This is a genomic window from Agromyces sp. NPDC004153, from assembly GCF_053603635.1.
This window is the reverse complement of record NZ_JBSGFY010000001.1, coordinates 2,760,152-2,782,059: the sequence shown is the minus strand read 5'-3', so window position 1 is coordinate 2,782,059 and position 21,908 is coordinate 2,760,152. Positions and strand designations below refer to the sequence as shown.

Sequence of the window (21,908 nt, the reverse complement as noted above, 5' to 3'; positions counted from 1 at the left end):
CGGCGTTCCCCGCTGCGGGAAACCTCACCGCGCGGGTCGACTACGCGCTCATGTGCGCGCCCAGGGCCATGCGTTGTCCGCCGACCACGGACCAGTGTACCGGACGCACTACTCTGGGCGGATGACCACGGATGCCGCCCCCACCCACCTGTACCACTGGGTCGTGACGCTCGCCTGCACCGACGGGCCCGGCATCGTGCACGCCGTGAGCGGGGCCATCGTCGCCGCACGCGGCAACATCACCGAGAGCCAGCAGTTCGCGAGCCTCGACACGGGCCGCTTCTTCATGCGGGTGCAGGTCGAGTCGCCCGCCGGCCGCGAGGAGTTCGAGGCGGCGCTCGCGCCCGTCGTCGAGCAGTGGGACATGACGTGGCACCTCGACGAGGTCGGCCGTCCGCTGCGCACGCTCGTGCTCGCGTCGACCGCCGGGCACTGCGTCAACGACCTCTTGTTCCGCCAGCGCGCCGGCCAGCTGCCCGTCGAGATCCCGCTCGTGCTGTCGAACCACGGCACGCTGCGCGACCTCGTCGACTTCTACGGCGTGCCGTTCGAGTCGGCCGCGGTGACGGATGCCGCGTCGAAGACCGCGTTCGAGCGGCGGGTGCTCGCCGCGGTCGACGAACACGACATCGAGCTCGTCGTGCTCGCGCGGTACATGCAGATCCTGACCCCCGAGCTGTGCGACGCCCTCGCCGGGCGCTGCATCAACATCCACCACTCGTTCCTCCCGGGTTTCAAGGGCGCCAACCCCTACCGGCAGGCGCACGCCCGAGGCGTGAAGCTCATCGGCGCCACCGCGCACTTCGTGACGAGCGACCTCGACGAGGGGCCGATCATCGAGCAGAACGTCGTGCGCGTCGACCACTCCCGGTCGGTCGCCGAGCTCGTCGCCATCGGCCAGGACGAGGAGAGCCGCACGCTGAGCCAGGCGGTGAAGTGGTTCGCCGAGCGCCGCGTGCTGCTCGACGGCGCCCGCACGATCATCTTCCGCTGACCCGGGCCGTGCCTCGGGCGAAGTAGGCTGGAGAGCCGTGAGCACCGCAGTCCCCCCGCAGTCCCAGCCGAAGATCGGCCCGAACGACGTCCTCCGCTTCTTCCTGGAGCTCTTCGCGTTCGTGACCCTCGGCATCTGGGGCTTCACCGCGTTCCCGCTGCCGTGGCCCGGCGTGCTCATCGGACTCGGCGCTCCCGCGCTCGCGATCCTCGCCTGGGCGCTCTTCCTCTCGCCGAAGGCGGTGCTCCGCATCGACCCGTTCGGCCAGGCGCTCGTGGAGATCGCGGTGTTCTCGTCCGCCGCGATCGCGTGGTGGCTGATGGGCCAGCCCGTCGTCGCGGTGGTGTTCGCGGTCGTGGCGGCCGTCAGCGGCATCCTGCACGGGCGCAAGCAGCTCGCGGGCTGACGGCGGCGGACGCATGAGCGACGACGCGCCTGCGTTCCGCAGCCTCGCGCTCGACGAGCTGCCGCACCCCGACCACGTCGACGTCATCGCGGTGCCGCTCCCGCCGGGCGCGTCCACCGACCCCGAGACGTGGGCCCGCACGATCTTCTCGACCGCGGCCGCACCCGTGTGGGTCCGCGTCGCCTTCGGCCTCCGGCAGGCGCTCGTCCCGCTCATCGGCGTGCGGCCCGGCGACCCCGCCACCGCGTTCGCGGTACGCCGCGTCGTCGGCGAGGAGGCGCTGCTCGCCGAGTCCGACCGGCACCTCGACTTCACCTGCGGCGTCGGCGTCGATGCCCACCGCGGACTCGTGCGCGTCACGACCGTGGTGCGATTGCACGGATGGCGCGGCCGGCTCTACTTCGCGCCCGTGAAGCTCGTGCACCCCTCGGTCGTGCGCGGGATGCTGCGCCGCGCGGCCGGGATCCTGGCCGAGCGGCGCTGACGGCCCCGGGGCTCGGTCGGGAGCCTCGGGGCCGTCGGTCCGGGCCTCGGGAACGGTCAGTGCGCCGGCGCGAGGTGCTCCGTGTGCTCCGCGTCCGCCACCTCGTCGGCCTCGGCGTCGGGCTCCGCGCCGCCCGCCGTGCGGAAGTGCCCGAGGAGCGAGAGCAGGATGCCGCCGACGGCCCACGCCGTGAGCACGAGCCACGGGAAGGTCGTGTCGGCGGCCGGGAAGTACGACAGCTCGCGCATCAGCGTCGCCGCGGCGCCCGGCGGGAACCACTGGCCGACCTCGCCCCATGGCACGGGGAGGAACTCCTTCGGAATGGCCGCCGAGGAGATGGGGTTCGCGAACAGCAGCATCACGATCGGACCGACCGCGATGCCCGCGCGCCCCATCAGCGCGACGAACCCGGTGATCGGTGCCGCGATCGCGGCGAGCGCCAGTGCGATGCCCGCCGAGTTCAGCCAGTAGTCGCCCTGCAGCGACCCGAACCAGCCCTGCATGATGGCCGCGAGCGCGAGACCGCCGACGGCCGAGTAGACGACGACGGCGAGCACGCGCCGCATGGCGCCGATCACCGCCAGTGAGATGGCGATGCCGCCGAGCATGCCACCGAGCACCAGCGGGAACAGCGCCGCGGTGAGTCCGGTGCCACGGGGGTCGGTCTCGGCGAGCGGCACGACGTCGGTCACCGCGACGTCGATGTGGGGCGGCGCGGCGGGCGCACCGGCGGCCTCCGCAGCGGCTTGCGCCTGGGCGTTCACGCCCTCTTCGAGCTGTGCCCCGACGGTGCCGAGGAGCTGCGCCACGGCGAGGCTCGAAGCCGACGAGGTGAGCACCTCGGGCTCCTGGCCGAGCACGATGGCGCCGTAGGCCTCGCGCGCCTCGATGGCGTCGACCGACGCCGCACGGTCGTCGACCTCCTGGAACGCGATGACGCCGGGCGCCTGCTGGTCGACCGCGTCCTCGGCGGCGGCGACGGCCTGCGCGGGCCCGGCGATGGCGATGGGAAGGTCCTTGGGCTCCGCCGTCACCGACGGCCACGAGAACGCGAGCACGATCACGGCGACGACCGCCGCGAGGGCCAGCGAGATGCCGAGCACGCGACCGATCGGGGTGGGGCCGGTCGTGGCATCCGAGTGTGCCATCATGTCCTCCAAAAAAAGCGAATGTTCGTTCTTTATTAGTTTCCGCCCGCCGCCTATGCTTGTCAAGAACGTTCATTCGGTTTGCGGGAGGAGTCTCACGGATGCCGCGAGTGACCGAGGCCTACCGCACGGCGCGGCGCGACGAGATCATCTCGGCCGCGTTGCGCTGCTTCGCCGAGAAGGGCTACCAGCGCACGTCGATGTCGGACATCATCGAGGAGTCCGGCCTGTCGGCGGGCGCGATCTACGGTCACTTCGCCGGCAAGCAGGAGCTCTTCGCCGCGGTCGCCGGCCGCGTGCTCGAGGCACGTCGCAGCGAGCTCGTGGCTCGCCGCGGCACGGGTGAGCCGCTCTCCCCCGGCCAGGTCATCGCGACGCTGATCGAGGGGATCCGTCGCGAGCCGTTCGGACACGTGATCGTGCAGCTGTGGGGCGAGGCGGCCGTGGATCCCGGCATCCGGGAGCTCGTGCAGGAGGTGTTCCACCGGCTCCGCGCCGCGGTGCAGGCCGGGCTGGCCGAATGGGCGGCGGTGCCCGGGCACGTCGACGACGACCCGGAGGAGTGGGCCGCTCGGGCGACACCCGTGGTCATGGGCCTCGGTCCGGGGTTCATGGTGCAGCGCGCGATCATCGAGGACTTCGACGAGGAGGCCTACCTGTCGGCGCTGCCGGGGCTGCTTCCGCACTGAAACGACCGACTCCCCGACGGGGCCGGGCGATGGGGAACGAGGGGGACGCGCATGGACGACCCGGACGCCATCGTGATCGGAGCCGGCCAGAACGGGCTGGCCTGCGCGTGCTACCTCGCACGCGCCGGGCTGCGGGTCCTGGTGCTGGAGGCGTACGAGCGAGTCGGCGGCATGACCCTGACCGAGGAGCTGACGCTGCCGGGCTTCCGGTCGGACGTGCATGCCAGCGGCTACCAGCTCGCCAACCTCTCGCCGGTGCCGGGCGAGCTCGATCTCGTGCGTCACGGCCTCGAGCTCGTCGCGCCCGAGTACGTCTACGCGCACGCCTTCCCCGACGGACGGGCGATCGTCGTGTCCCGCGACCTCGACGCGTCCGTCGCCGACCTCGCCCGGATCTCCCCCGCGGATGCCGCGACCTTCCGGTCGCTCATCGAGCGCTATCGCGCCGGTCGGGCCGCCTTCATCGACACCTTCTTCTCGCCGCCGGGTCCGCGCGCCGTCGCACCGGGGGACGAGGTCCGCTTCAGCCTGCAGAGCGTCCGCTCCTGGGCCGACGCGACCTTCGCGAGCGACGAGGCGAAGTCGCTCTTCGGCGGGTTCGCGGCATTCGTCGGCTCGGCGCCCGACGATGCGGGTGGAGCGGAGATCGCGTGGCTCTTCGGCGCGGTCCTGCAGGCCGAGGGGAACTTCCTCGTGCGCGGGGGCATGCAGGGCGTCGCGGACGCCCTGCATGCCGACCTCGCGGCCCATGGCGGACAGGTCCGCACCGGCAGCCGGGTCGAGGCGATCGAGGTGCGCGACGGCGTCGCCCGCGGCGTGCGGCTCGCCGGCGGCGACGTGATCGACGCGGGTCGCGTGGTCGTCTCGGCCACGGATCCGGCGCAGCTGGTGGCCGGGCTCCTGGGCGACGGCGTCGCCGAGGCATCCGACGTGGCAGCCGTGCGCCGGATCGAGTGGGGCGACGCCGTGATGACCGTCTACCTCGCGTTGGACGGCCCGGCGGAGTACGCGGCGGGCCCGGCGGTGGGGCAGGCGGCGCAGGTGCACCTGTCGTCGCCGGGACTGTCCGCGATCGCCCAGGCGTCGGTCGAGTGCCGGGCGGGCCTGCTGCCCGGCGAGCCGTTCATCGTGGCCTGGAACAACTCGACCATCGATCCCGGCGTCGCGCCGCAGGGGAGGGCCCTGATGAAGCTCGTCGTCCTGGGCGTGCCGTACGAGATCGCCGGCGACGCTGCCGGCGTCCTCGGCGGTCGGCACTGGGACGAGGTGCGCGAGGCGTACGCCGATCGCATCGTCGACCTGGTCGACGCGCGGTACGTGCCCGGCCTCACGGCGCGCATCATGCGGCGCACGGTCTTCTCACCGCTCGACCAGGAGCGACAGCTCTCCAGCGCCGTTCGCGGCACGATCTCGCACGGCGCGATGCTGCCCTACCAGATCGGCGCCCTGCGGCCCACCGCCGCACTGTCGGGCTACCGCACGTCCGTCCCGAACGTGTACCTCTGCGACTCGGGCACCCACCCCGGACCGGGGGTCTCCATGGCCTCCGGACGCAACGCGTTCACGGTCATCGCCCACGACCTCGGCCTGGCTCCGCCCTGATCCACTGACGACGAGGCACGCGCCGCGACTGGGTGCTCAGATGCCCTGCCAGGCGGGCTTGTTCGCCCATGCGTGCCGGTAGTAGTCGAGGTTCTCGAGCTCGGCCGCGGCCGCCTCGTCGACGATGACGGTCGTGTGCGGATGCAGCTGGATCGCCGAGCCGGGCTGGCTCGCCGTGACCGGGCCCTCGACCGCCGCGGCGACCGCGTGCGCCTTGGCCTCGCCGAACGCGAGCAGCACGAGGTGCCGCGCGCGCAGGATCGTGCCGATGCCCTGCGTGATGCAGTGCATGGGCACGTCGTCGGGCGAGTCGAAGAACCGCGCGTTGTCGACGCGGGTCGGCTCGGTGAGGGTCTTCACGCGGGTGAGCGACGCGAGTGAGGATCCGGGCTCGTTGAACCCGATGTGCCCGGTGCGGCCGATGCCGAGGATCTGCAGGTCGACCCCCCCGGCCGCGTCGATCGCGGCCTCGTAGTCGGACCCGGCGGTGCGGATCGTGGCCGGGTCGCCGTTCGGCACGCGCACGAGCTCGGGCGTGAGGCCGAGCGGCTCCACGACCTCGCGAGAGATGACCGAGCGGTAGCTCTCGGGGTGCCCGGCGGGCAGGCCCACGTACTCGTCGAGGGCGAAGCCGCGCACGCCGCGCACGTCGATGCGCTCCTCGGCGATGCGGTCGGCGAGCGCCCGGTAGCTCGCGAGCGGCGTCGAGCCCGTCGCCAGCCCGAGCACGGCGTCGGGCTTGTGCCGGATGAGGGAGACGATCGCGTCGGCCACGAGGGCGCCGGCGGCGTCCTCATCGGCGACGATCACGACTTCGGCCATCGGTGTCCTCCTACGAGGGCGGCACCAACGGCGGCCGCCGGGAATCCTGGTGGGATGACCTGCACGCGAGCGGCGAGGTCGAGTGATGCGAGGAAGGCCGACGAATCGGCCCACCCGTTCAGGATACGGTGCGTCCCACCGAGGAGGTCGTCGCCGAGGGCGGCGAGCCCGCCGCCGATCACCACGTCGTCGACGTCGGTCGTGAGCACGAGCAGTCGCACGGCGGCGGCGACACCCGTGAGGAAGCGCTCGCGCACGTCGACCGCGCGCGGGTCGCCGGCCGCGGCCGCGTCGAACATCGCTCGGGCCGGGTGGCGGTCGGCCGTCGGCCAGGCGCGCGCGATCGCCCAGCCCGAGGCGAGGGTCTCGAGGCATCCGCGCTGGCCGCAGCCGCACGTCTCGCCGGCCGGGTCGACCGGGATGTGGCCGATCTCGCCGGCGACGCCGTGCCCGCCACGGAGGAGCCGGCCGTCGAGCACGATGCCCGCCGCGAGCCCCGTGCCGAGGTTGAGGTAGGCCATCGAGTGCGTGCGCAGGCCGTCGGCGATGCCGAGCAGGTGGTGGGCGCCGAGTGCGGCCGCCTTCACGTCGTTCTCGACGCGCACCTCGACTCCGAGCCGGTCGGCGAGGCGGGGGCCGAGGTCGAGGCCCTCGAGGCCGAGGTTCACGGCGTGCGCGACGCGGCCCGTCGTGCTGTCGACCGCGCCGGGGATGCCGATGCCGATCGACGTGAACGCCCCCGCCGCGACGCCCGCGAGCTGCGTCATGCGCTCGACGGTGCGCAGCGCCGTGGCGACCACCTCGTCGGCGCCGAAGCCGGTGGGCATGCGCACCTGGTCGCTGAGCTCCCCGTCGGCGCCGATCGCGACCGCGGCGGTCTTCGTGCCGCCGATGTCGATGCCGAGCCTCATGTCGCGTCCAGCGCGACAGGGGTCCGCGCAGGGGACGTCGCCGGCGTGGCGAGCGCCGAGTCGAGCAGCGCGATGAGCGCCTCGCCCACGAGGCGGGAGGCCCCGAAGGTCGCGATGTCGGCGTAGGCGCGATCGTCGGACGGCCACCCCATGTCGACCGTGACGACGTCGTCGCGCGCGCCCCGCAGCGCGGCGATCGCCTCGACGGCGAACGGATGCCGGTGCAGGTCCTTGCCCACGACGAGCACCGGTCCGGGCAGCGACGCGGGGTCGTCGAGCGACCGCTCGGACGAGACGGCGACGACGTCCGCGGCATCCGGCCACCGCTCGCCCGCAGTCGCGGCGTCCACCGCGAACGGCCCCCACGGCGCGATGCCGATCGCGATGTTCGCGACGGTGTCGACGCGCACCACGGTGCCGAGCCGGTCGGATGCCGCGAGCCGCTCGCGCGCGGCATCCGTCACGTCGAAGGCGGCGGCGATTCGGGCGAGCTCTCCCGCGTCATGCGCCGGCTCGAGCGACGCGGACGCGACCGACGCGGGCAGCGCCGGCGCCGACGCGCCGAGCCCGCGCACCCGCGCGGCGGCCTCGCGGACGCGCTCGGCGGTGAGTCGGCCCGCCGCGACGGCGGCCTCGACGGCCGCCACGATCTCGTCGAGCTGCTCGTCGGTGTTGTCGCTGCCGATGCAGAGCAGGTCGCAGCCGGCGGCGAGGGCGAGCACGGCGGCCTCGGGGATGCCGTGCACGCCGCTCGCCCCGTGCATGTCGAGGGCGTCGGTGACGATGACGCCCTCGAACCCCAGCTCCCCGCGGAGCAGGCGCTGCACGATGTGCGGGGAGAGGGTGGCGGGCTGCTCCGCGTCGAGGCGGGGCAGGAGGATGTGCGAGGTCATGATCGTGCGGGTGCCGGCGGCGATCGCCGCGCGGAACGGCACGAGCTCGCGCTCGCGCAGCGTCTCGATCGCGACATCCACCACCGGCAGCGCGAGGTGCGAGTCGGTCGCGGTGTCGCCGTGCCCGGGGAAGTGCTTCGCGCTGGCGGCCACGCCCGTCGACTGCACGCCGCGCACCCAGGCGGCGGCGTGCCGCGCCGCGAGCGCCGGGTCGGCCCCGAAGCTGCGGACGCCGATGACAGGGTTGTCGGGGTTCGAGTTCACGTCGACGTCGGGCGCGAACGTCACCGTGCAGCCCAGGGCGGCGAGCGCGTCGCCGACCGTGCGGGCGACCCGCTCGGTGAGGTCGACGTCGTCGATCCGGCCGAGGAGCGCGTTGCCCGGGTAGGGCGCGCCGCGGTCGTAGAACAGGCGCGTGACGTCGCCGCCCTCCTCGTCGATGGCGACGACCGCGAGCGGATTCGCCGTCCGCAGCGTCGTGTTCAGGGCGAGGAGCTGCTCGGCCGAGGCGAGGTTCTGCCCGAAGAGGCACACGCCGCCGAGCCCGTCGCGCAGCCGCCGCAGCAGCCACTCGGGCGCCGCCACGCCCGGGAAGCCCGGGAGCAGGGTCGTGAGGATGTCCCGGCGCAGGTCGTCGCCCGCGCCGGTGTGGTGCTGCCCGGTCATCCCTTGACGGCCCCGCTCACGAGGCCGCTCGTCATGCGGCCCTGGACGATGAGGAAGAACACGATGACCGGGATGGCCATCAGCACGGAGCCCGCCATCATCGCCGCCCAGTTCGTGGTGCCGGTGGCGACGAGGAACGTGCGCTGCCACACGGGCAGCGTCATCGACTCGGGGCGGGCGTTCAGCACGAGGGCCATGATGAACTCGTTCCAGGCCTGGATGAAGCCGAAGACGCCGGTCGCGATGAGGCCCGGGGCGAGCAGCGGGAACGTGACCCGCCAGAACGCGCCGGCCCTGGAGCATCCGTCGATCATGGCGGCCTCCTCGAGCTCGGCCGGGACGCCGTTCACGAAGCCGCGGAGCGTCCAGATCGTGAAGGGGAGGACCGTGGCGACGTACACGATCGTGAGGCCGATGATCGTGTTCAGGAGGTGCCATCCGTCGATGACGCGGAAGACCGAGACGATCATCGCCTCGCCGGGGATCATCTGGATCACGAGGATCGCGATGATGAACGTGCGGCGGCTCTTGAACCGGAACCGGGTGACCGCGATCGCCGCCAGGAATGCGAAGATCAGCGCGATGATCACCGTGAGGATCGTGATCACGATCGAGTTGGCTGCTGCGGGGAGGAACGGGCTGCGACCCGGATCGAAGAGCACCGTCTCGTAGTTGCGCAGCGTGAAGTTCTCGGGCCAGAAGTTGACGTCGGAGCCGCGGATCTCGTTGTTCGGCTGGAACGACGTGTTGATCATCCAGTAGACGGGGAAGACGAAGAACAGGAAGAGCACGACCGAGACGGCGCTGAGCACCCACGTCGTGATCCGGCGGCGTCCACCGCCCGAGCGACGGAGGTCGCGGGTGGTCCCGGTCTCGGCGACGAGACCGCCGACCTGCTGGCCGGGGGCGACGGTGGCGCTCACAGCTCCTCCTCCTTGGTGACCTGGCGGACGTAGTAGATCGAGATGGACATGAGCAGGATCGCCGTGATCACGGCGATCGCGCCGCCCTGGCCGAAGTCGCCGCCCGCGATCGAGGTCTGGTAGATGTACACGCCGAGCGTGTTGGTGAGCGCGCGGATGCCGCCGATGTCCTGCAGCGCGAAGATCTGCGTGAAGACGCGGAGATCCCAGATGATCTGCAGGATCGTGACGATGAGGAAGATCGGCTTGAGGTACGGGAAGATGATCAGCCGGAACCGCTTGAACCCGCCGGCGCCGTCGAGCTGCGCGGCCTCGAGCACCTCGTCGGGCACCTGCGTGAGGCCTGCATAGAGGGTGAAGGCGACGAACGGCACGGCGCCCCAGACGATGATGATGCCGGCGACGAGGAAGAAGCTCAGCGGGTCGATGAGCCAGGAGTGCTGGAAGTACTCCTCCTGGCCGAACCAGTTCACCAGGATGTAGTTGACGACGCCGTACGCGGTGTCGAACATCCAGCCCCACACGACGGTGGCGGTGAGGGCGGGCATCGCCCACGCGAGCAGCATGCCCACCGAGAGCAGGAGGCGGAAGCCCTTCGGGAGCCGCATCATCATGAGCGCGATGAGCGTGCCGACCAGCATCGTGGCGACCACGCACACGCCGGCGAATACGAGGGTGCGCACGAGCACGCCCCAGAAGACCGGATCGGTGAGGACGTTCGCGTAGTTCTCGAAGCCCACCCATTCGGGCGGTGCGCCGAAGACCTGGGCCCGTCCGAACTGCTGGAACGACGTGACGATGAGCTGCACGAGCGGCCAGCCCGTGATGAGGGCGAGGATGACGATCGCGGGGCCGAGCAGGGCATAGGGGGTGAGGCCGCCCCGCAGCCGCGTGCGGCGGCCGGTGCGCTTGGGCGACGGCGCCAGGATGCGCTCGCCCTCGATGGCGCTCGGCGTCGGATCGAGTCCGCTGTCGAGGGTGGTCATGGTGGTACTCCCGAAGTCGAGGGGTGGGGGCGGGCGATCGGTGCCCACCCCCGATCCGGACGCGCGACGTGTGTGGTCGACGCGGGTCCGGGGCTTGGGGTGCGGTGCGGCGGCGGGAAGGGGATCGCCGCCGCACCGCGCGAGCCGGACGGGTCCGACTAGCCGTTGAGGATGGCCTCGATGTCCGTGTCGGCCTGCTCGGCGAGCGCCGTCACGTCACCGCCCTGCGCGATGTTGACGAAGAGGTCCTGCAGGATGCCCGCGGCCTCGACGTCGGCCCACTTCGGCGAGGCCGGGGTGAGCTTCGCGTTGCCCGCGGCCGCCGCGATCGCCTGGGCGACCTCGTCGGTGCCGAGGGTGTCGGCGAGCGAGAGCTTGGCCGGCACGAGGCCGTTCTCGCCGTAGATCGTCTGGAACTCGTCCGAGAGGATGATCTCGAGCGCCTTCACCGCGAGGTCGGGGTGCGCCGACTTGGCCGACACGCCGATGTTCGAGCCGCCGGCGAAGACCTGCGCCGCGCCGCCGTCCATGCCCGGGAGGGCGTAGACGCCGAGGTTGGCCTCCTGGTCGGGGCAGCCGGGCGCCTCGGCGTCGGCCGGGGCGAGGATGGACCACTTGACCCAGCTCGGAGCCGACAGCTGCAGGGTGGTGCCGTCGCAGAACCCGACCTCGGGGCTCGTCTCGTTGCCGTCCTTCGGAGCGCGCGAGGCGTTCGTCATGACCTGCTGGACCTGCTCGAGACCGGCGATCGACTCGTCGGAGCTGAGCTGCGCGTCCCACTCCTCGCCGTCGGGAACCGCGACCTCGCCGCCGTTCTCCCAGATGTAGGGCAGGGCGTTGTACCAGTCCTGGCCGGGCCACCAGATGCCCGACTTGCCGGGATTGTCGGCCGCGAGCTTCTCGCCGTTGGCGATGTACTCGTCGAGCGTCGTCGGCACCGAGAGACCCGACGCGGCGAGCGCGTCCTTCTTGTAGAACACGAGGCGGGCGCCCGAGTAGAGCGGGGCCGCGTAGAACTTGCCGTCGTACGAACCGGCCTCGACGAAGCCGGGGAGCAGGTCGTCGCCGCCGAGCTGGTCGTAGTACTCGGTGAGGTCGAGGAACGCGCCGGCCGACGTGAACGCCGACGCCTGCGTGTTGCCGACCTCGACGACGTCGGGGCTGTCCGAGCCGGAGAGGCTCGTGGTCAGGCGGTCGACCAGGCCGTCCCACGACTGCTCCTCGATGACGAGGGTCGAGCCGGGGTTCTCCTCCTCGAACGTGTCGATGAGGTACTGACGCGCCTCGTCGGGCGTGTCGGTGCCGACCAGCCAGACGCGGATCTCGGCGTTCTCCTCCGAGGCTCCGCTGCCTCCGGAGGCACAACCGGCGAGGGTGAGCGCAGCCGCGGCGCCGAGCGCCACGATGCCGAGTTTCCTCATTTGTCGTTTCCTTTCATGGGGTGGGGGGAAGCAGCGGGGGTTCGCTGTGCCCGTGGTGCGTGGAGTCCCTCACGAGACCCCGAGTTGTCCGGACAGGACCATGACGGCCGCGCCGCGGAGGACGATGTCCTCCGCCTGCTCGGTCATCCGGAGCCTCAGATCACGGTTGTGTTCCGCCATCGTCCGCATCCGGAGCGTGTCGACGGTCGCCTCGTGGAGCGCGCCGTCGAGCAGTTCGGCGGGGCCGCTGAGCACGACCTCCGACAGGTTCAGGGCCCCGACCACCGGGGCGAGCACGATGCCGAGCCGGCGGCCGGCCTCGTGCAGGATCTCGTCGCGAGCGGATGCCGCGTCGGGCGACTCGGGGTCGATCGCGTCGAGCTGGGCGGTGAGGCGCGGCACGGCGAGCCAGGCCTCGAGGCATCCGTGCTTGCCGCACGCGCAGCGCGGACCGCCGTCGGTGCCGACGACGACGTGCCCGATCTCGCCCGCGGCGAAGCCGCCGCCGATCACGGGCCGGCCGCCGATGATGAGGCCCGCGCCGACACCGTGTCCCACCTTCACGAGCAGCAGGTCGTCGTGCGGCGAGGACCCGTGCTCGGCGAGCACCGCGACGTTCGCGTCGTTCGCGACGTGCACGGGCACGCCGAACTCGCGCTGCAGGCGGGCCTGCAGGGCGACATCGGTCCAGCCGAGGTTCGGGGCGGAGCGCACGACCCCGAGCGGGTCGACGACACCGGGCGAGCCGACGCCGATGCCGAGCACCCGAGTCGTCGCGGCGGCGAGGAGCCGGCGCACGAGCTCGACGACGAGCTCGACCGCGTGGTCGCCGCTCGCGCCGTCGCACGCGACCTCGTCACGGGCGACGATGCCGCCGTCGAGGTCGACGACCGCGCCGAGGAAGCGCTGGTGCTCCGAGAGGTCGACGCCGACGATCTGGAACGCGCCGCGGTCGACGTCGATGAGCGTGGCGGGCTTGCCGGGGCGGGCGTCCTCCCGCTGGCCGAGCTCGACGACGAGGCCCTCGGCGATGAGCTCGGCGACGAGGTCGGACACCGTGACCCGGGTCAGCCCGGTCTCGCGCGCGACATCCGCCCGGCTGCGCGCGCCCGAGGTGTAGAGCGTCTGCAGCACGAGGGCCCGGTTGTGGCTGCGGGCGTGCTCGGGCAGCACCTTGCCGGTCGGGCGGAGGGCCCGCGACCGGGTGAAGATCGGGGCGTCGACGAACGGCACGGTGAGCACGTCGCCACCGGCCTGGTGGAGGGTGCCGGCCTCGATGGGGCCCCGTTGCGCGTCCGTCGTCACGTTTGTTAGTAAAGCTTACGAACAAACCAGATGCAAGCCTGTCCTCCGGGTTCCCCGGGGAGTTACCGACTTGTGATCTGCGCGGGTCAGCGGGCGGATGCCGCGGGCACGGCCACGGCGGGGATCGCCGCCTTCGCGTCGAGGCGCCCGCCGATCGCGCGGAGCGCCGCGAGGATCGTGGCGAGGTCGACGACCTCCTGCAGCAGCGCGCCGACGGTCGCGGGGATGACCCCGAACGCGGCCACGATCATGAGCCCGACGCTCACGATGATCCCGAGCCAGATGCTCTGCAGCGCGATGCGCACCGTGTCCCGGCCGATCTCGACGGCTTTCGCGGTGCGTGAGAGGTCATCGACGAGGATCACGGCCGAGGCGGACTCGCTCGCCGCGGTCGCGCCCTTCGCGCCCATCGCGATGCCGACGTCGGCCGCCGCGAGCACGGGCGCGTCGTTGACCCCGTCGCCTACCATGATCACGGGCCGCTCGGCGATGCCCGCGACCTCCTCCACTTTGTCGACGGGCAGGCAGTCGGCGCGCACCTTCGTGATGCCGAGCTCGGCGGCGATGTGGTCGGCGGTCGCCTGCGCGTCGCCGGTGAGCATCATCGTCTGGTGCACCCCGAGCTCGTCGAGCCGCTCGAGCGTCGCCCGGGCGTTGTCCCGCAGGCGGTCGCTCGCGAGGAGGGCGCCGGCGAAGCGGCCGTCGATCGCCACGTACACGGCGAGCTCGCCCGGCGCGATCGGAGTGCGCGCGGCATCCGGCGCATGCTCGGCGACGAACCGGAACTTGCCGACCACGACCTCGCGTCCGCCGACCTGCGCCTGCACGCCGTTCGTCGCCGCCTCGCGCGCCCACTCGGCCTCGTCGAGGTGCAACCCGCGGTCGTGCGCGGCCGAGATCATCGACGTCGCGAGCACGTGCGACGAGTACTGCTCGGCCGACGCGACCGCCGCGAGGAGCTCGTCCTCGCCGAACCCGTTCTCGGGGCGGATCGCCACGAGCCTCGGCGTCCCGTAGGTGAGCGTGCCGGTCTTGTCGAACACGGCCGTCCGCGCGGCGGAGAGCTGCTCGAGCACGCCGCCGCCCTTCACGATGACGCCGTTGCGCGCTGCGCGGCTCATGCCGCCGATGAACGCCACGGGCGCCGCGATGAGCAGCGGACACGGCGTCGCGAGCACGAGCACCTCGGCGAAGCGCACCGGGTCGCCCGACACCCACCACGCGACGCCGGCGAGCGCGAGCGAGAACACCGTGAACGGTACGGCGTACCGGTCGGCGAGCCGCACGACTGGTGCCTTCGACGCCGCGGCCTCGGTGACGAGGGCGACGATCTGCTGGTACTGGCTGTCGGCGGCGGTCGCCGTCGCGACGACCTCGACGGCCGCCTGGCCGTTCACCGACCCGCTCAGCACGGCGTCGCCCGCGACCTTCTCGACGGGCACGCTCTCGCCCGTGATCGAGGATTCGTCGAACGCGGCCTCGGCCGAGCGCAGCGCCGCGTCGACGGGCACGATCTCGCTCGGGCGCACGAGCAGCACGTCGCCCGGACGCACCTCGTCGGCCCGCACCTCGACGATCTCGTCGCCCTCGATGCGGTGCGCGAGCTGCGGCGCCCGCGTGAGCAGCGCGTCGAGCTCGCGCTTCGCGCGCCGGTTCGCGTAGTCCTCGAGGGCCTCGCCGCCCGTGAGCATGAGCACCACGAGGAGCGCCGCGACGTACTCCCCCACGAGCACGGTCGCGACGATCGCGGTCACCGCGAGGATGTCGAGGCCCCAGTGCCCGCGCAGGATGTCGCGCACCATGCCGACCGCCTGCCACGCGGCGATCGCGAGCGCGTAGCCGCTGAAGATCCACGGCACGGCCGCCCCGGCGCCGGCGAGCGCGAGCACGACGCCGAGCAGCCCGATCGCGAGCGTGATCGTCACGACCCAGTAGCGGCGGGCGATCCGGAGCAGGCGAGCCATGCGTCCCATCCTGCCGCGTCGGTTCCGGATGCCGCGGCATCGCGAACCGAACCGTCGGCCGCCGCGGCATCCGCATTCCGAACGCAGGAAGAACCACCGCGGACGCGGAGTGTCGCCGGCGCGACACGCCGCCGTACGCCCGAACGTTCCTGCATCGGATCGGGACCCGTGGCGGCGGGTGCGGGCGAGACGGCGAAGGGGCCGGATGCCGCGGCATCCGACCCCTTCGAACCGAGCGAGAAGACGACCTAGGCCGCGAGCCGCGCCTTGAGGTTGTCGCTCAGCGTCTGGAGGAACTCCTCCGTCGTCTGGTACGGCTGCTCGGGGCCGACGAGGAGCGCGAGGTCCTTCGTCATGGCGCCCGACTCGACGGTCGTGATCACGACGTCCTCGAGGGTGTGCGAGAAGTCGATCAGCTCCTGGTTGCCGTCGAGCTTGCCGCGGTGCGACAGGCCGCGCGTCCACGCGTAGATCGAGGCGATCGGGTTCGTCGAGGTGGGCTTGCCCTGCTGGTGCTGGCGGTAGTGGCGCGTGACCGTGCCGTGCGCCGCCTCGGCCTCGACGACCTTGCCGTCGGGCGTGGCGAGCACGGAGGTCATGAGGCCGAGCGAGCCGAAGCCCTGCGCGACGGTGTCGGACTGCACGTCGCCGTCGTAGTTCTTGCACGCCCAGACGTAGCCGCCCTCCCACTTCAGCGAGGCGGCGACCATGTCGTCGATGAGGCGGTGCTCGTAGGTGAGGCCCGCGGCGTCGAACTTCTCCTTGAACTCGGTGTCGAAGACCTCCTGGAACAGGTCCTTGAAGCGGCCGTCGTAGGCCTTCAGGATCGTGTTCTTCGTCGAGAGGTACACCGGGTAGTTGCGGTCGAGGCCGTAGTTGAGCGAGGCGCGCGCGAAGTCCTTGATGGACTCGTCGAGGTTGTACATGCCCATCGCGACGCCCGAGCCCGGGGACTGGAAGACCTCGAACGACTGCGGCTCGGAGCCGTCCTTCGGGGTGAAGGTCATCGTGAGCGTGCCCTCGCCCTCGAAGCGGAAGTCGGTCGCGCGGTACTGGTCGCCGAACGCGTGACGGCCGACGATGATCGGCTTGTTCCAGCCGGGCACGAGCCGCGGGATGTTCGAGATGATGATCGGCTCGCGGAAGATCACGCCGCCGAGGATGTTGCGGATGGTGCCGTTGGGCGAGCGCCACATCTTCTTGAGGCCGAACTCCTCGACGCGCGCCTCGTCGGGCGTGATCGTGGCGCACTTGACGCCGACGCCGTGCTTCTGGATGGCGTGCGCCGCGTCGACCGTGATCTGGTCGTCGGTCTCGTCGCGCTTCTGGATCGAGAGGTCGTAGTACTCGAGGTTGACGTCGAGGTACGGGTGGATGAGCTGGTCCTTGATGGCCTGCCAGATGATGCGGGTCATCTCGTCGCCGTCGAGCTCGACGACGGTGCCTTCAACCTTGATCTTGGACAAGTTGAGTTCTCCTTGGATCTCTCGTGGGGAATGAGGAAGTCTCGTGGGCGGACACGCCGCCTGCCAGCTTACCGCGTCGCGCGAATATCTCGACATCGAGACAACTTGGGGCGTGCTGCCGGCCCGGCACCGCCCCGTCCGGCACGTCGTTCCGACGGCTGCTTCCTGACGCGGGCCGCCACGGGTTAGCCTTAGCGGCATGGCTGATCTGCGACTCGAAGAACTGAACGCGACGAACATCGTGGCCGCGAACAACCTGTCGCTGAAGCCCGGGCAGGAGCAGTTCATCGCTCCCGTCACCTACGCCGCCGAGGCCTCGGTCGTGAACCCCGACACCGCCTGGCAGCGCGTGGCCCTCTCCGAGGAGCGCGTCGTCGGATTCATCCACGGCAACTTCGACCCCGAGAACGTCCACGAGGAGTTCCGCGCCTGCATCTGGCGCATCAACGTCGATGCCGAGGTGCAGGGCAAGGGCGTCGGCCGCTTCCTCGCGCACGCCCTCGCCGAGGAGGCGAAGCGTCGCGGCTTCGACCGCATCACGGTGCTGTGGGAGCCGGGCGCCGAGGGCCCCGGCGAGTTCTTCCACCGCATCGGCTTCCAGGACGTCGGCGAGACGCAGTACGGCGACGTGATCGGCGCCCTCGAGCTCTGAGCCTGCGGATGCCGCAGGGCGAACGGATGCCGCAGGCCGCCGCACGTCGTGCTCCCGGGCCCCCGGCGGGCTTCGTCGAGGCCGTGCTCGCCGTCGTCGACGACATCCCGCCGGGCTGCGTCGCCACGTACGGCGACGTCGCCGCGATCCTCGGATCGCGCGGCGCGCGCGCCGTCGGGCAGGTCATGGCCAGGTACGGCTCGGATGCCCCGTGGTGGCGCGTCGTGCGCGCGGGCGGGCGTCCGCCGTCGGGGCACGCCGCCTCGGCGCGGCCGCACTACGACGCCGAGGGCACGCCGCTCGTCGCGACGACCGACGAGGACGGCTACCGCATCGTCATCGCCGCGTGCCGCTGGCGTCCCTGACCCGGGGCGCCACGCGCCGGGCCGCCGCGCGTCAGGCTTCCGCGAGCGGCCCGTCGAGCGGGATCCGCACCGTGAGGGTCGTGCCCGCGCCGGGCGGGCTGTCGACCTCGAGCGTGCCGCCGACGGCGTCGACGCGGTCGGCGATGCCGAGCATGCCCGTGCCCTTGTCGAGCGACGCCCCGCCGGTGCCGTTGTCGCGCACCACGAGCTCGAGGTCCCCGTCCTCGACGTAGGCGCGCACCCACGCCCGGCTGGCGCCGGAGTGCTTCGCCACGTTCGCGAGCGCCTCCGAGAGCACGAAGTAGGCGGTCGACTCGATGAGCTCGGGCAGCCGGCCCTCGGCCTGCACGTCGACCTCGACGGGCACCGGGCAGCGACCGGCGAGCTCGGGCACCGCGAGCGACAGGCCGCCCGACGAGAGCAGGCTCGGGTGGATGCCGTGGGCGAGCTCGCGGAGCTCGCGGAGCGCCATGTTGAGCATCTGGATCGTGCCCTCGAGCTCGGTCGCGAGCTGCACCTCGTCGGTGTCGCGCGCCTCGTTCGCCGCGAGCCGCAGGCGCATGCCGAGCGACACGAGGTGCTGCTGCGCGCCGTCGTGCAGGTCGCGCTCGATGCGTCGCCGCGCCTCGACGCCCGCCTCGACGATGCGCTGGCGGGACTGGCGGACCTGCTCGAGCGTGCGCTCGATCTCGGATCGCAGCCGGCCGTTGTCGACCGAGAGCCGGAGGGCGCTCGACACGCCGTCGAGCAGGCGCGCGTTGTCGGTGAGCACGCGGTCGTGCCGGATGAGCGCGATCGGGGCGCCGAGCGGTGACGCGACGGGGAGGATGCTGTGGCTGCCACGGGGATCCGCGTCGGCGTCCTCGATGGGCGTGCCCGCGGCATCCGCGTACCGGCCCTTCTCCTCGTCCCACCAGTAGACGCGCACCGACGCGTCGCGCAGGGTGCGGGCGAGCGACTCGGCCCACAGGCCGCGGTCGGCGCCCTCGCGCGTGATGCGCATGAGGTCGGCGACACGGGCGCGCATGTTGCGCGTGTGCGCCACGCCCGCGACGAAGCTCACGGGGATGGAGGCGAGCGCCACGAGGGAGACCGTGATGAGCACCTTGTCGGCGGTCGTCTCCGCGGCGTAGGTCACGACCAGGGCCGCAAGGGTCGCGGTCCACGCGAAGAGGGCGACCGGCATGAGGAACGCGACGGCGCGCGCCGGGATGCTCCCGCGCACCCAGCCCACGAGCAGGCGGGCGGCGATGGTGAGCGCGACGGCGGCCCCGACCATGCGGTACCCGTTGTCGATGAGGACGAAGAGGCCCGGGGCGTCGGCGATCTGGTAGGGATTGGGCGCGCAGGTGCACCACGTGGGGTCCGCGGGCTCGCTGACGAGCAGCACCGCCCCGAGGAAGAAGACGACCGAGATGCCGAGGAGGATGCCGACGAGCCAGCGATCGATCCCGGAGGAGAGCTGTCCGCGGGGGTACACGACCGGGAGCAGGATCGGGACGATCGCCCACAGGAGGTGCGCACCGTACAGGAGCGGCCAGAGCCAGCCGATGCCCTCGACGACCTGGAAGAACGTCGTCGGGATCCAGAGCGCGACGAAGGCCACCATCATCCGCGCCGGCACGGGGTTGGGGCCGAGGCTCCAGGCGACGCCCGCGCACGCGGCGTAGACGAGCGGCACGATCGCGTGCATCGTCACGTAGGCGACCTCGGGTCGGAACTCCTCGGGCGTGGCCAGGAACCCGGACACCTCCATGAACAGGCTCAGCACGATGACCGCGACGATGATCGCGGTGCGCCTGGCGATCCGGCCTCTGCGGCCGGGGGCCATCACCGTTCGCCGAGGAGCGTGAGCACCGCGAGCACGCGGCGGTGATGCTCGGGCGACTCCTCGAGGTCGAGCTTCTGCAGGATGCTCCGCACGTGCGTCTCGACCGTCTTCAGGCCGAGGAACAGGGTCTGGGCGATGCCGCCGTTGGAGTACCCCTGCGCCATGAGCTCGAGCACCGATCGCTCCCGCTCGGTGAGGCGCGACAGCGGGTCGTCGGCCCTCGTGCGCTTCACGAGCTGCTCGACCACCTCGGGGTCGACCACGGAGCCGCCCGACGCGACCGTCTCGACGGCGCGCACGAGCGTCTGCGGCTCGGAGACGCGCTCCTTCAGCAGGTAGCCCGTGCCGCTGCCGGCGCCCATGACGCGCAGCGCGTACTCGGGCGTCGCGTACATCGAGAGGAGCAGCACGCCGATCGTCGATCCGCTCTCGCGGATCTGCTCGAGGGCGACGATGCCCTCGTCGCGGTAGCTCGGCGGCATGCGGATGTCGAGGACGGCGACGTCGACGTCTCCCTCGCCCACCACCTCGAGCAGTTCGTCGCCGGTGCCCACCGAGGCCACGACCTCGATGCCACCGCCTTCGAGGACCTTCGCGATACCCTCGCGCAGCAGCAGCGCGTCGTCCGCGATCGCGACGCGCAGGGGTCGAGCGTCGTTCATCGCACCTCCGTCCGAGGGCAGGCGCAACCGTTCGGGGGATGCCGCCCGCCTGTGCCGACTGTATCGCGTCCGCCCCGTGCCCGGTCCGACCCAGTTCTGGGGGTGGATCCCCGTGTTTCCGCACCGCGCGGCCGACTCCGGGCACCCGTCCGAACGTTCAGTGGCAGCGTGCATGCGATCGGGGTGACCGCCCGGACCCGGCCGCTTCGACCCGCGAGCACCATCGAGGCATGTCCACGATCGATCGGCTGCAGGAGCTGGGCCTCCGCGACGCACTCCGCTCGCCCGGGGCATCCGCAGACGATCCCGTCTCCGAACCCCACCGTGAAGGGGCACTGCGATGACCACCACGATCGCGGAACGGACCCGGCGCATCGCCGGGCGTGCCGTCCGCATCACCAGGACCGACCGGGATGCGATCCTGCCGGAGCAGCCGCCGCACCGCGAGGAGGTGCGGCGACAGCTCGCCGCCGACGCCGCCCGCCTGCACGTGACCGACCTCGTGCGCCGGCACGGCAGCCCCCTGTTCGTGCTCGACGTCGACCGCGTCACGACGCAGCTGCTCGCGCTCCGCCGCGAGCTGCCCGACGTGGAGATCCATTTCGCGACCACGTCGCTCCCCCATCCCGCCGTCATCCGAGCGGTCGACGCGTTCGGCGCGACCTTCGAGGTCGAGTCGCGCGGCGAGATCGACCTCCTCGAGCGCGAGGGCGTCGCGATCGGCCGGTGCGTCCACAGCCACCCCGTGAAGTCGGTGGCCGACATCACGGGCGCGTACCTGCGCGGCATCCGGACGTTCGTCGTCGACCGCCACTCGGAGATCGACAAGTTCCGCTGGCTTCCCGGCGTCGCCGCGCTCGTGCGGCTCTCGTTCCCCGATCCCGCCGCCGACCGCGACACGTCGGAGTTCGGCGTCCCGCCGGAGGAGGCCGACGCGCTCATCGCGCACTGCCTCCGCGTGGGGCTGCGCGTCGCCGGATTCACGTTCCACGTCGGCAGCCAGACCGTCTCGGCGGAGCCATGGATGCGCGCCATCCACCGCACGCTCGTGCTGATGCGACGGCTCGAGCACGAGCACGGCATCCGGTTCGACACGCTCGACATCGGCGGCGGGTTCCCGATCGCCTACGACGAGCCCGTCCCGGCGTTCGCCCAGCTCGCGGGAGGCATCCGCTCGGCCCTCGCGGCCGCGCCGTCGCGCTACCGGATCCTCGTCGAGCCCGGACGATTCGTCTCGGCACCTGCGATGACGCTCGTCTCCCGTGTCGTCGGCACGTCCGAGCGCCCCGACGGGGAATGGGCGTACCTCGACGACGGCGCCTCCGGCGCGTACTCGAACATCCCCTCCGAGCAGGCGCATCCGCTGGTCTTCGCGGCGACCGAGCTCGACGCGCAGCCGGTGCGCGAACCCGAGCGGGCCCGCGTCGAGCGACGGCTCCGGATGCGCGGCCACCGCCCGGTCACGCTCGCAGGACCCGCGTCCGACCGCCTCGACGTGATCGCCAGGGCCATGCCGCTGCCGACCCTGCATGCGGGCGACCTGCTGCTCAGCCCGATGATGGGCGCGTACACGGTGGCCGCCGCCGCAGGCGCCACCGGCAGCGCGACGGCGCCCGTCGTCGTCGTGGCGGCGTGAGCGTCCGAGCGTCAGCGGATGCCGCGAGCCCGTGTGCACCGCACGACGTGAGCGGATGCCGCGAGCCCGTGCCCGCGGCATC

20 protein-coding genes are annotated in these 21,908 nt (G+C 72.1%); 8 read left to right on the top strand and 12 right to left on the bottom strand.

Annotated elements, in window-relative coordinates; translation table 11 throughout:
• Positions 1 to 121: 121 nt before the first annotated feature.
• The 3 genes from purU to ACWEOH_RS13115 are packed head-to-tail and all read left to right on the top strand — an operon-like array spanning position 122 to position 1,884.
• Entirely contained in the window at positions 122 to 994 is an 873-nt protein-coding gene (purU, locus tag ACWEOH_RS13125; protein WP_452031545.1) for a formyltetrahydrofolate deformylase, read from the top strand.
• A gap of 37 nt (positions 995 to 1,031) precedes the next feature.
• Entirely contained in the window at positions 1,032 to 1,400 is a 369-nt protein-coding gene (locus ACWEOH_RS13120) for a YrdB family protein (protein ID WP_452031543.1), read from the top strand.
• Between the two features lie 13 nt (positions 1,401 to 1,413).
• Entirely contained in the window at positions 1,414 to 1,884 is a 471-nt protein-coding gene (locus ACWEOH_RS13115) for a DUF2867 domain-containing protein (protein WP_452031541.1), read from the top strand.
• Between the two features lie 56 nt (positions 1,885 to 1,940).
• Here the strand turns inward: ACWEOH_RS13115 and ACWEOH_RS13110 are convergent, their stop codons facing one another.
• Positions 1,941 to 3,032, bottom strand: coding sequence for a hypothetical protein (locus ACWEOH_RS13110; RefSeq protein WP_452031539.1), 1,092 nt, complete (start codon positions 3,030 to 3,032; stop codon positions 1,941 to 1,943).
• 101 nt (positions 3,033 to 3,133) lie between these two features.
• Here ACWEOH_RS13110 and ACWEOH_RS13105 point away from each other — a divergent pair, with 101 nt between their 5' ends.
• Both ACWEOH_RS13105 and ACWEOH_RS13100 read left to right on the top strand, forming a co-directional pair.
• A complete protein-coding gene (locus ACWEOH_RS13105; protein ID WP_452031537.1) occupies positions 3,134 to 3,721 on the top strand; it encodes a TetR/AcrR family transcriptional regulator in 588 nt (195 codons plus the stop codon).
• Between the two features lie 51 nt (positions 3,722 to 3,772).
• Entirely contained in the window at positions 3,773 to 5,323 is a 1,551-nt protein-coding gene (locus tag ACWEOH_RS13100; RefSeq protein ID WP_452031535.1) for a phytoene desaturase family protein, read from the top strand.
• A 36-nt stretch (positions 5,324 to 5,359) separates the two neighbouring features.
• Here the strand turns inward: ACWEOH_RS13100 and nagB are convergent, their stop codons facing one another.
• The 9 genes from nagB to ACWEOH_RS13055 all read right to left on the bottom strand — a co-directional run bounded on the left by nagB (position 5,360) and on the right by ACWEOH_RS13055 (position 16,680).
• Entirely contained in the window at positions 5,360 to 6,145 is a 786-nt protein-coding gene (gene nagB, locus ACWEOH_RS13095) for a glucosamine-6-phosphate deaminase (protein WP_452031533.1), read from the bottom strand.
• Positions 6,130 to 7,056 carry an ROK family protein gene (locus ACWEOH_RS13090; protein WP_452031531.1) on the bottom strand — a complete coding sequence of 309 codons (927 nt, stop codon included), beginning with the start codon at positions 7,054 to 7,056 and terminating at the stop codon, positions 6,130 to 6,132. The genes nagB and ACWEOH_RS13090 overlap by 16 nt, the downstream gene beginning before the upstream one ends.
• The gene (locus ACWEOH_RS13085) at positions 7,053 to 8,615 is read right to left on the bottom strand and encodes a glycoside hydrolase family 3 protein (protein WP_452031529.1); all 1,563 of its coding nucleotides are present in this window, start codon (positions 8,613 to 8,615) and stop codon (positions 7,053 to 7,055) included. The genes ACWEOH_RS13090 and ACWEOH_RS13085 overlap by 4 nt, the downstream gene beginning before the upstream one ends.
• On the bottom strand, positions 8,612 to 9,538 hold the full coding sequence (locus tag ACWEOH_RS13080; protein ID WP_452031527.1) for a carbohydrate ABC transporter permease: 927 nt from the start codon (positions 9,536 to 9,538) through the stop codon (positions 8,612 to 8,614). Before ACWEOH_RS13080 ends, ACWEOH_RS13085 begins: the two co-directional genes overlap by 4 nt.
• Complete coding sequence (locus ACWEOH_RS13075; RefSeq protein WP_452031525.1) at positions 9,535 to 10,524, bottom strand: carbohydrate ABC transporter permease; 990 nt, start codon at positions 10,522 to 10,524, stop codon at positions 9,535 to 9,537. The genes ACWEOH_RS13080 and ACWEOH_RS13075 overlap by 4 nt, the downstream gene beginning before the upstream one ends.
• Before the next feature lie 158 nt (positions 10,525 to 10,682).
• Positions 10,683 to 11,945 (bottom strand): extracellular solute-binding protein, encoded by a 1,263-nt coding sequence (locus tag ACWEOH_RS13070; RefSeq protein WP_452031523.1) that lies wholly within the window; start codon positions 11,943 to 11,945, stop codon positions 10,683 to 10,685.
• A gap of 69 nt (positions 11,946 to 12,014) precedes the next feature.
• Positions 12,015 to 13,187 carry an ROK family transcriptional regulator gene (locus ACWEOH_RS13065; protein WP_452031937.1) on the bottom strand — a complete coding sequence of 391 codons (1,173 nt, stop codon included), beginning with the start codon at positions 13,185 to 13,187 and terminating at the stop codon, positions 12,015 to 12,017.
• Positions 13,188 to 13,336: 149 nt separating this feature from the next.
• Positions 13,337 to 15,214 carry a heavy metal translocating P-type ATPase gene (locus ACWEOH_RS13060; protein WP_452031522.1) on the bottom strand — a complete coding sequence of 626 codons (1,878 nt, stop codon included), beginning with the start codon at positions 15,212 to 15,214 and terminating at the stop codon, positions 13,337 to 13,339.
• Positions 15,215 to 15,462: 248 nt separating this feature from the next.
• The gene (locus ACWEOH_RS13055) at positions 15,463 to 16,680 is read right to left on the bottom strand and encodes an NADP-dependent isocitrate dehydrogenase (protein ID WP_148733892.1); all 1,218 of its coding nucleotides are present in this window, start codon (positions 16,678 to 16,680) and stop codon (positions 15,463 to 15,465) included.
• A gap of 199 nt (positions 16,681 to 16,879) precedes the next feature.
• Between ACWEOH_RS13055 and ACWEOH_RS13050 the strand changes: the two genes are divergently transcribed.
• Positions 16,880 to 17,332 (top strand): GNAT family N-acetyltransferase, encoded by a 453-nt coding sequence (locus ACWEOH_RS13050; RefSeq protein ID WP_148733891.1) that lies wholly within the window; start codon positions 16,880 to 16,882, stop codon positions 17,330 to 17,332.
• Positions 17,333 to 17,340: 8 nt separating this feature from the next.
• Entirely contained in the window at positions 17,341 to 17,697 is a 357-nt protein-coding gene (locus ACWEOH_RS13045; protein WP_452031519.1) for an MGMT family protein, read from the top strand.
• A 31-nt stretch (positions 17,698 to 17,728) separates the two neighbouring features.
• Here ACWEOH_RS13045 and ACWEOH_RS13040 read toward each other — a convergent pair whose 3' ends face one another.
• Together ACWEOH_RS13040 and ACWEOH_RS13035 are read right to left on the bottom strand one after the other, a co-directional pair.
• Positions 17,729 to 19,528: a sensor histidine kinase gene (locus ACWEOH_RS13040; protein WP_452031517.1), complete on the bottom strand. Its 1,800-nt coding sequence runs from the start codon at positions 19,526 to 19,528 to the stop codon at positions 17,729 to 17,731.
• Positions 19,528 to 20,190 carry a response regulator transcription factor gene (locus ACWEOH_RS13035; protein ID WP_148733889.1) on the bottom strand — a complete coding sequence of 221 codons (663 nt, stop codon included), beginning with the start codon at positions 20,188 to 20,190 and terminating at the stop codon, positions 19,528 to 19,530. Before ACWEOH_RS13035 ends, ACWEOH_RS13040 begins: the two co-directional genes overlap by 1 nt.
• 340 nt (positions 20,191 to 20,530) lie before the next feature.
• Here ACWEOH_RS13035 and ACWEOH_RS13030 point away from each other — a divergent pair, with 340 nt between their 5' ends.
• Positions 20,531 to 21,826 carry a type III PLP-dependent enzyme gene (locus ACWEOH_RS13030; RefSeq protein WP_452031514.1) on the top strand — a complete coding sequence of 432 codons (1,296 nt, stop codon included), beginning with the start codon at positions 20,531 to 20,533 and terminating at the stop codon, positions 21,824 to 21,826.
• Positions 21,827 to 21,908: the final 82 nt, after the last annotated feature.

Coding starts and splice junctions, on each gene's coding strand:
- purU (WP_452031545.1), top strand. CDS start 122: ATGACCACGGATGCCGCCCCCACCCACCTGTACCACTGGGTCGTGACG.
- ACWEOH_RS13115 (WP_452031541.1), top strand. CDS start 1,414: ATGAGCGACGACGCGCCTGCGTTCCGCAGCCTCGCGCTCGACGAGCTG.
- ACWEOH_RS13110 (WP_452031539.1), bottom strand. CDS start 3,032: ATGGCACACTCGGATGCCACGACCGGCCCCACCCCGATCGGTCGCGTG.
- ACWEOH_RS13105 (WP_452031537.1), top strand. CDS start 3,134: ATGCCGCGAGTGACCGAGGCCTACCGCACGGCGCGGCGCGACGAGATC.
- ACWEOH_RS13100 (WP_452031535.1), top strand. CDS start 3,773: ATGGACGACCCGGACGCCATCGTGATCGGAGCCGGCCAGAACGGGCTG.
- nagB (WP_452031533.1), bottom strand. CDS start 6,145: ATGGCCGAAGTCGTGATCGTCGCCGATGAGGACGCCGCCGGCGCCCTC.
- ACWEOH_RS13090 (WP_452031531.1), bottom strand. CDS start 7,056: ATGAGGCTCGGCATCGACATCGGCGGCACGAAGACCGCCGCGGTCGCG.
- ACWEOH_RS13085 (WP_452031529.1), bottom strand. CDS start 8,615: ATGACCGGGCAGCACCACACCGGCGCGGGCGACGACCTGCGCCGGGAC.
- ACWEOH_RS13075 (WP_452031525.1), bottom strand. CDS start 10,524: ATGACCACCCTCGACAGCGGACTCGATCCGACGCCGAGCGCCATCGAG.
- ACWEOH_RS13070 (WP_452031523.1), bottom strand. CDS start 11,945: ATGAGGAAACTCGGCATCGTGGCGCTCGGCGCCGCGGCTGCGCTCACC.
- ACWEOH_RS13060 (WP_452031522.1), bottom strand. CDS start 15,214: ATGGCTCGCCTGCTCCGGATCGCCCGCCGCTACTGGGTCGTGACGATC.
- ACWEOH_RS13050 (WP_148733891.1), top strand. CDS start 16,880: ATGGCTGATCTGCGACTCGAAGAACTGAACGCGACGAACATCGTGGCC.
- ACWEOH_RS13045 (WP_452031519.1), top strand. CDS start 17,341: ATGCCGCAGGGCGAACGGATGCCGCAGGCCGCCGCACGTCGTGCTCCC.
- ACWEOH_RS13040 (WP_452031517.1), bottom strand. CDS start 19,528: ATGGCCCCCGGCCGCAGAGGCCGGATCGCCAGGCGCACCGCGATCATC.
- ACWEOH_RS13035 (WP_148733889.1), bottom strand. CDS start 20,190: ATGAACGACGCTCGACCCCTGCGCGTCGCGATCGCGGACGACGCGCTG.
- ACWEOH_RS13030 (WP_452031514.1), top strand. CDS start 20,531: ATGACCACCACGATCGCGGAACGGACCCGGCGCATCGCCGGGCGTGCC.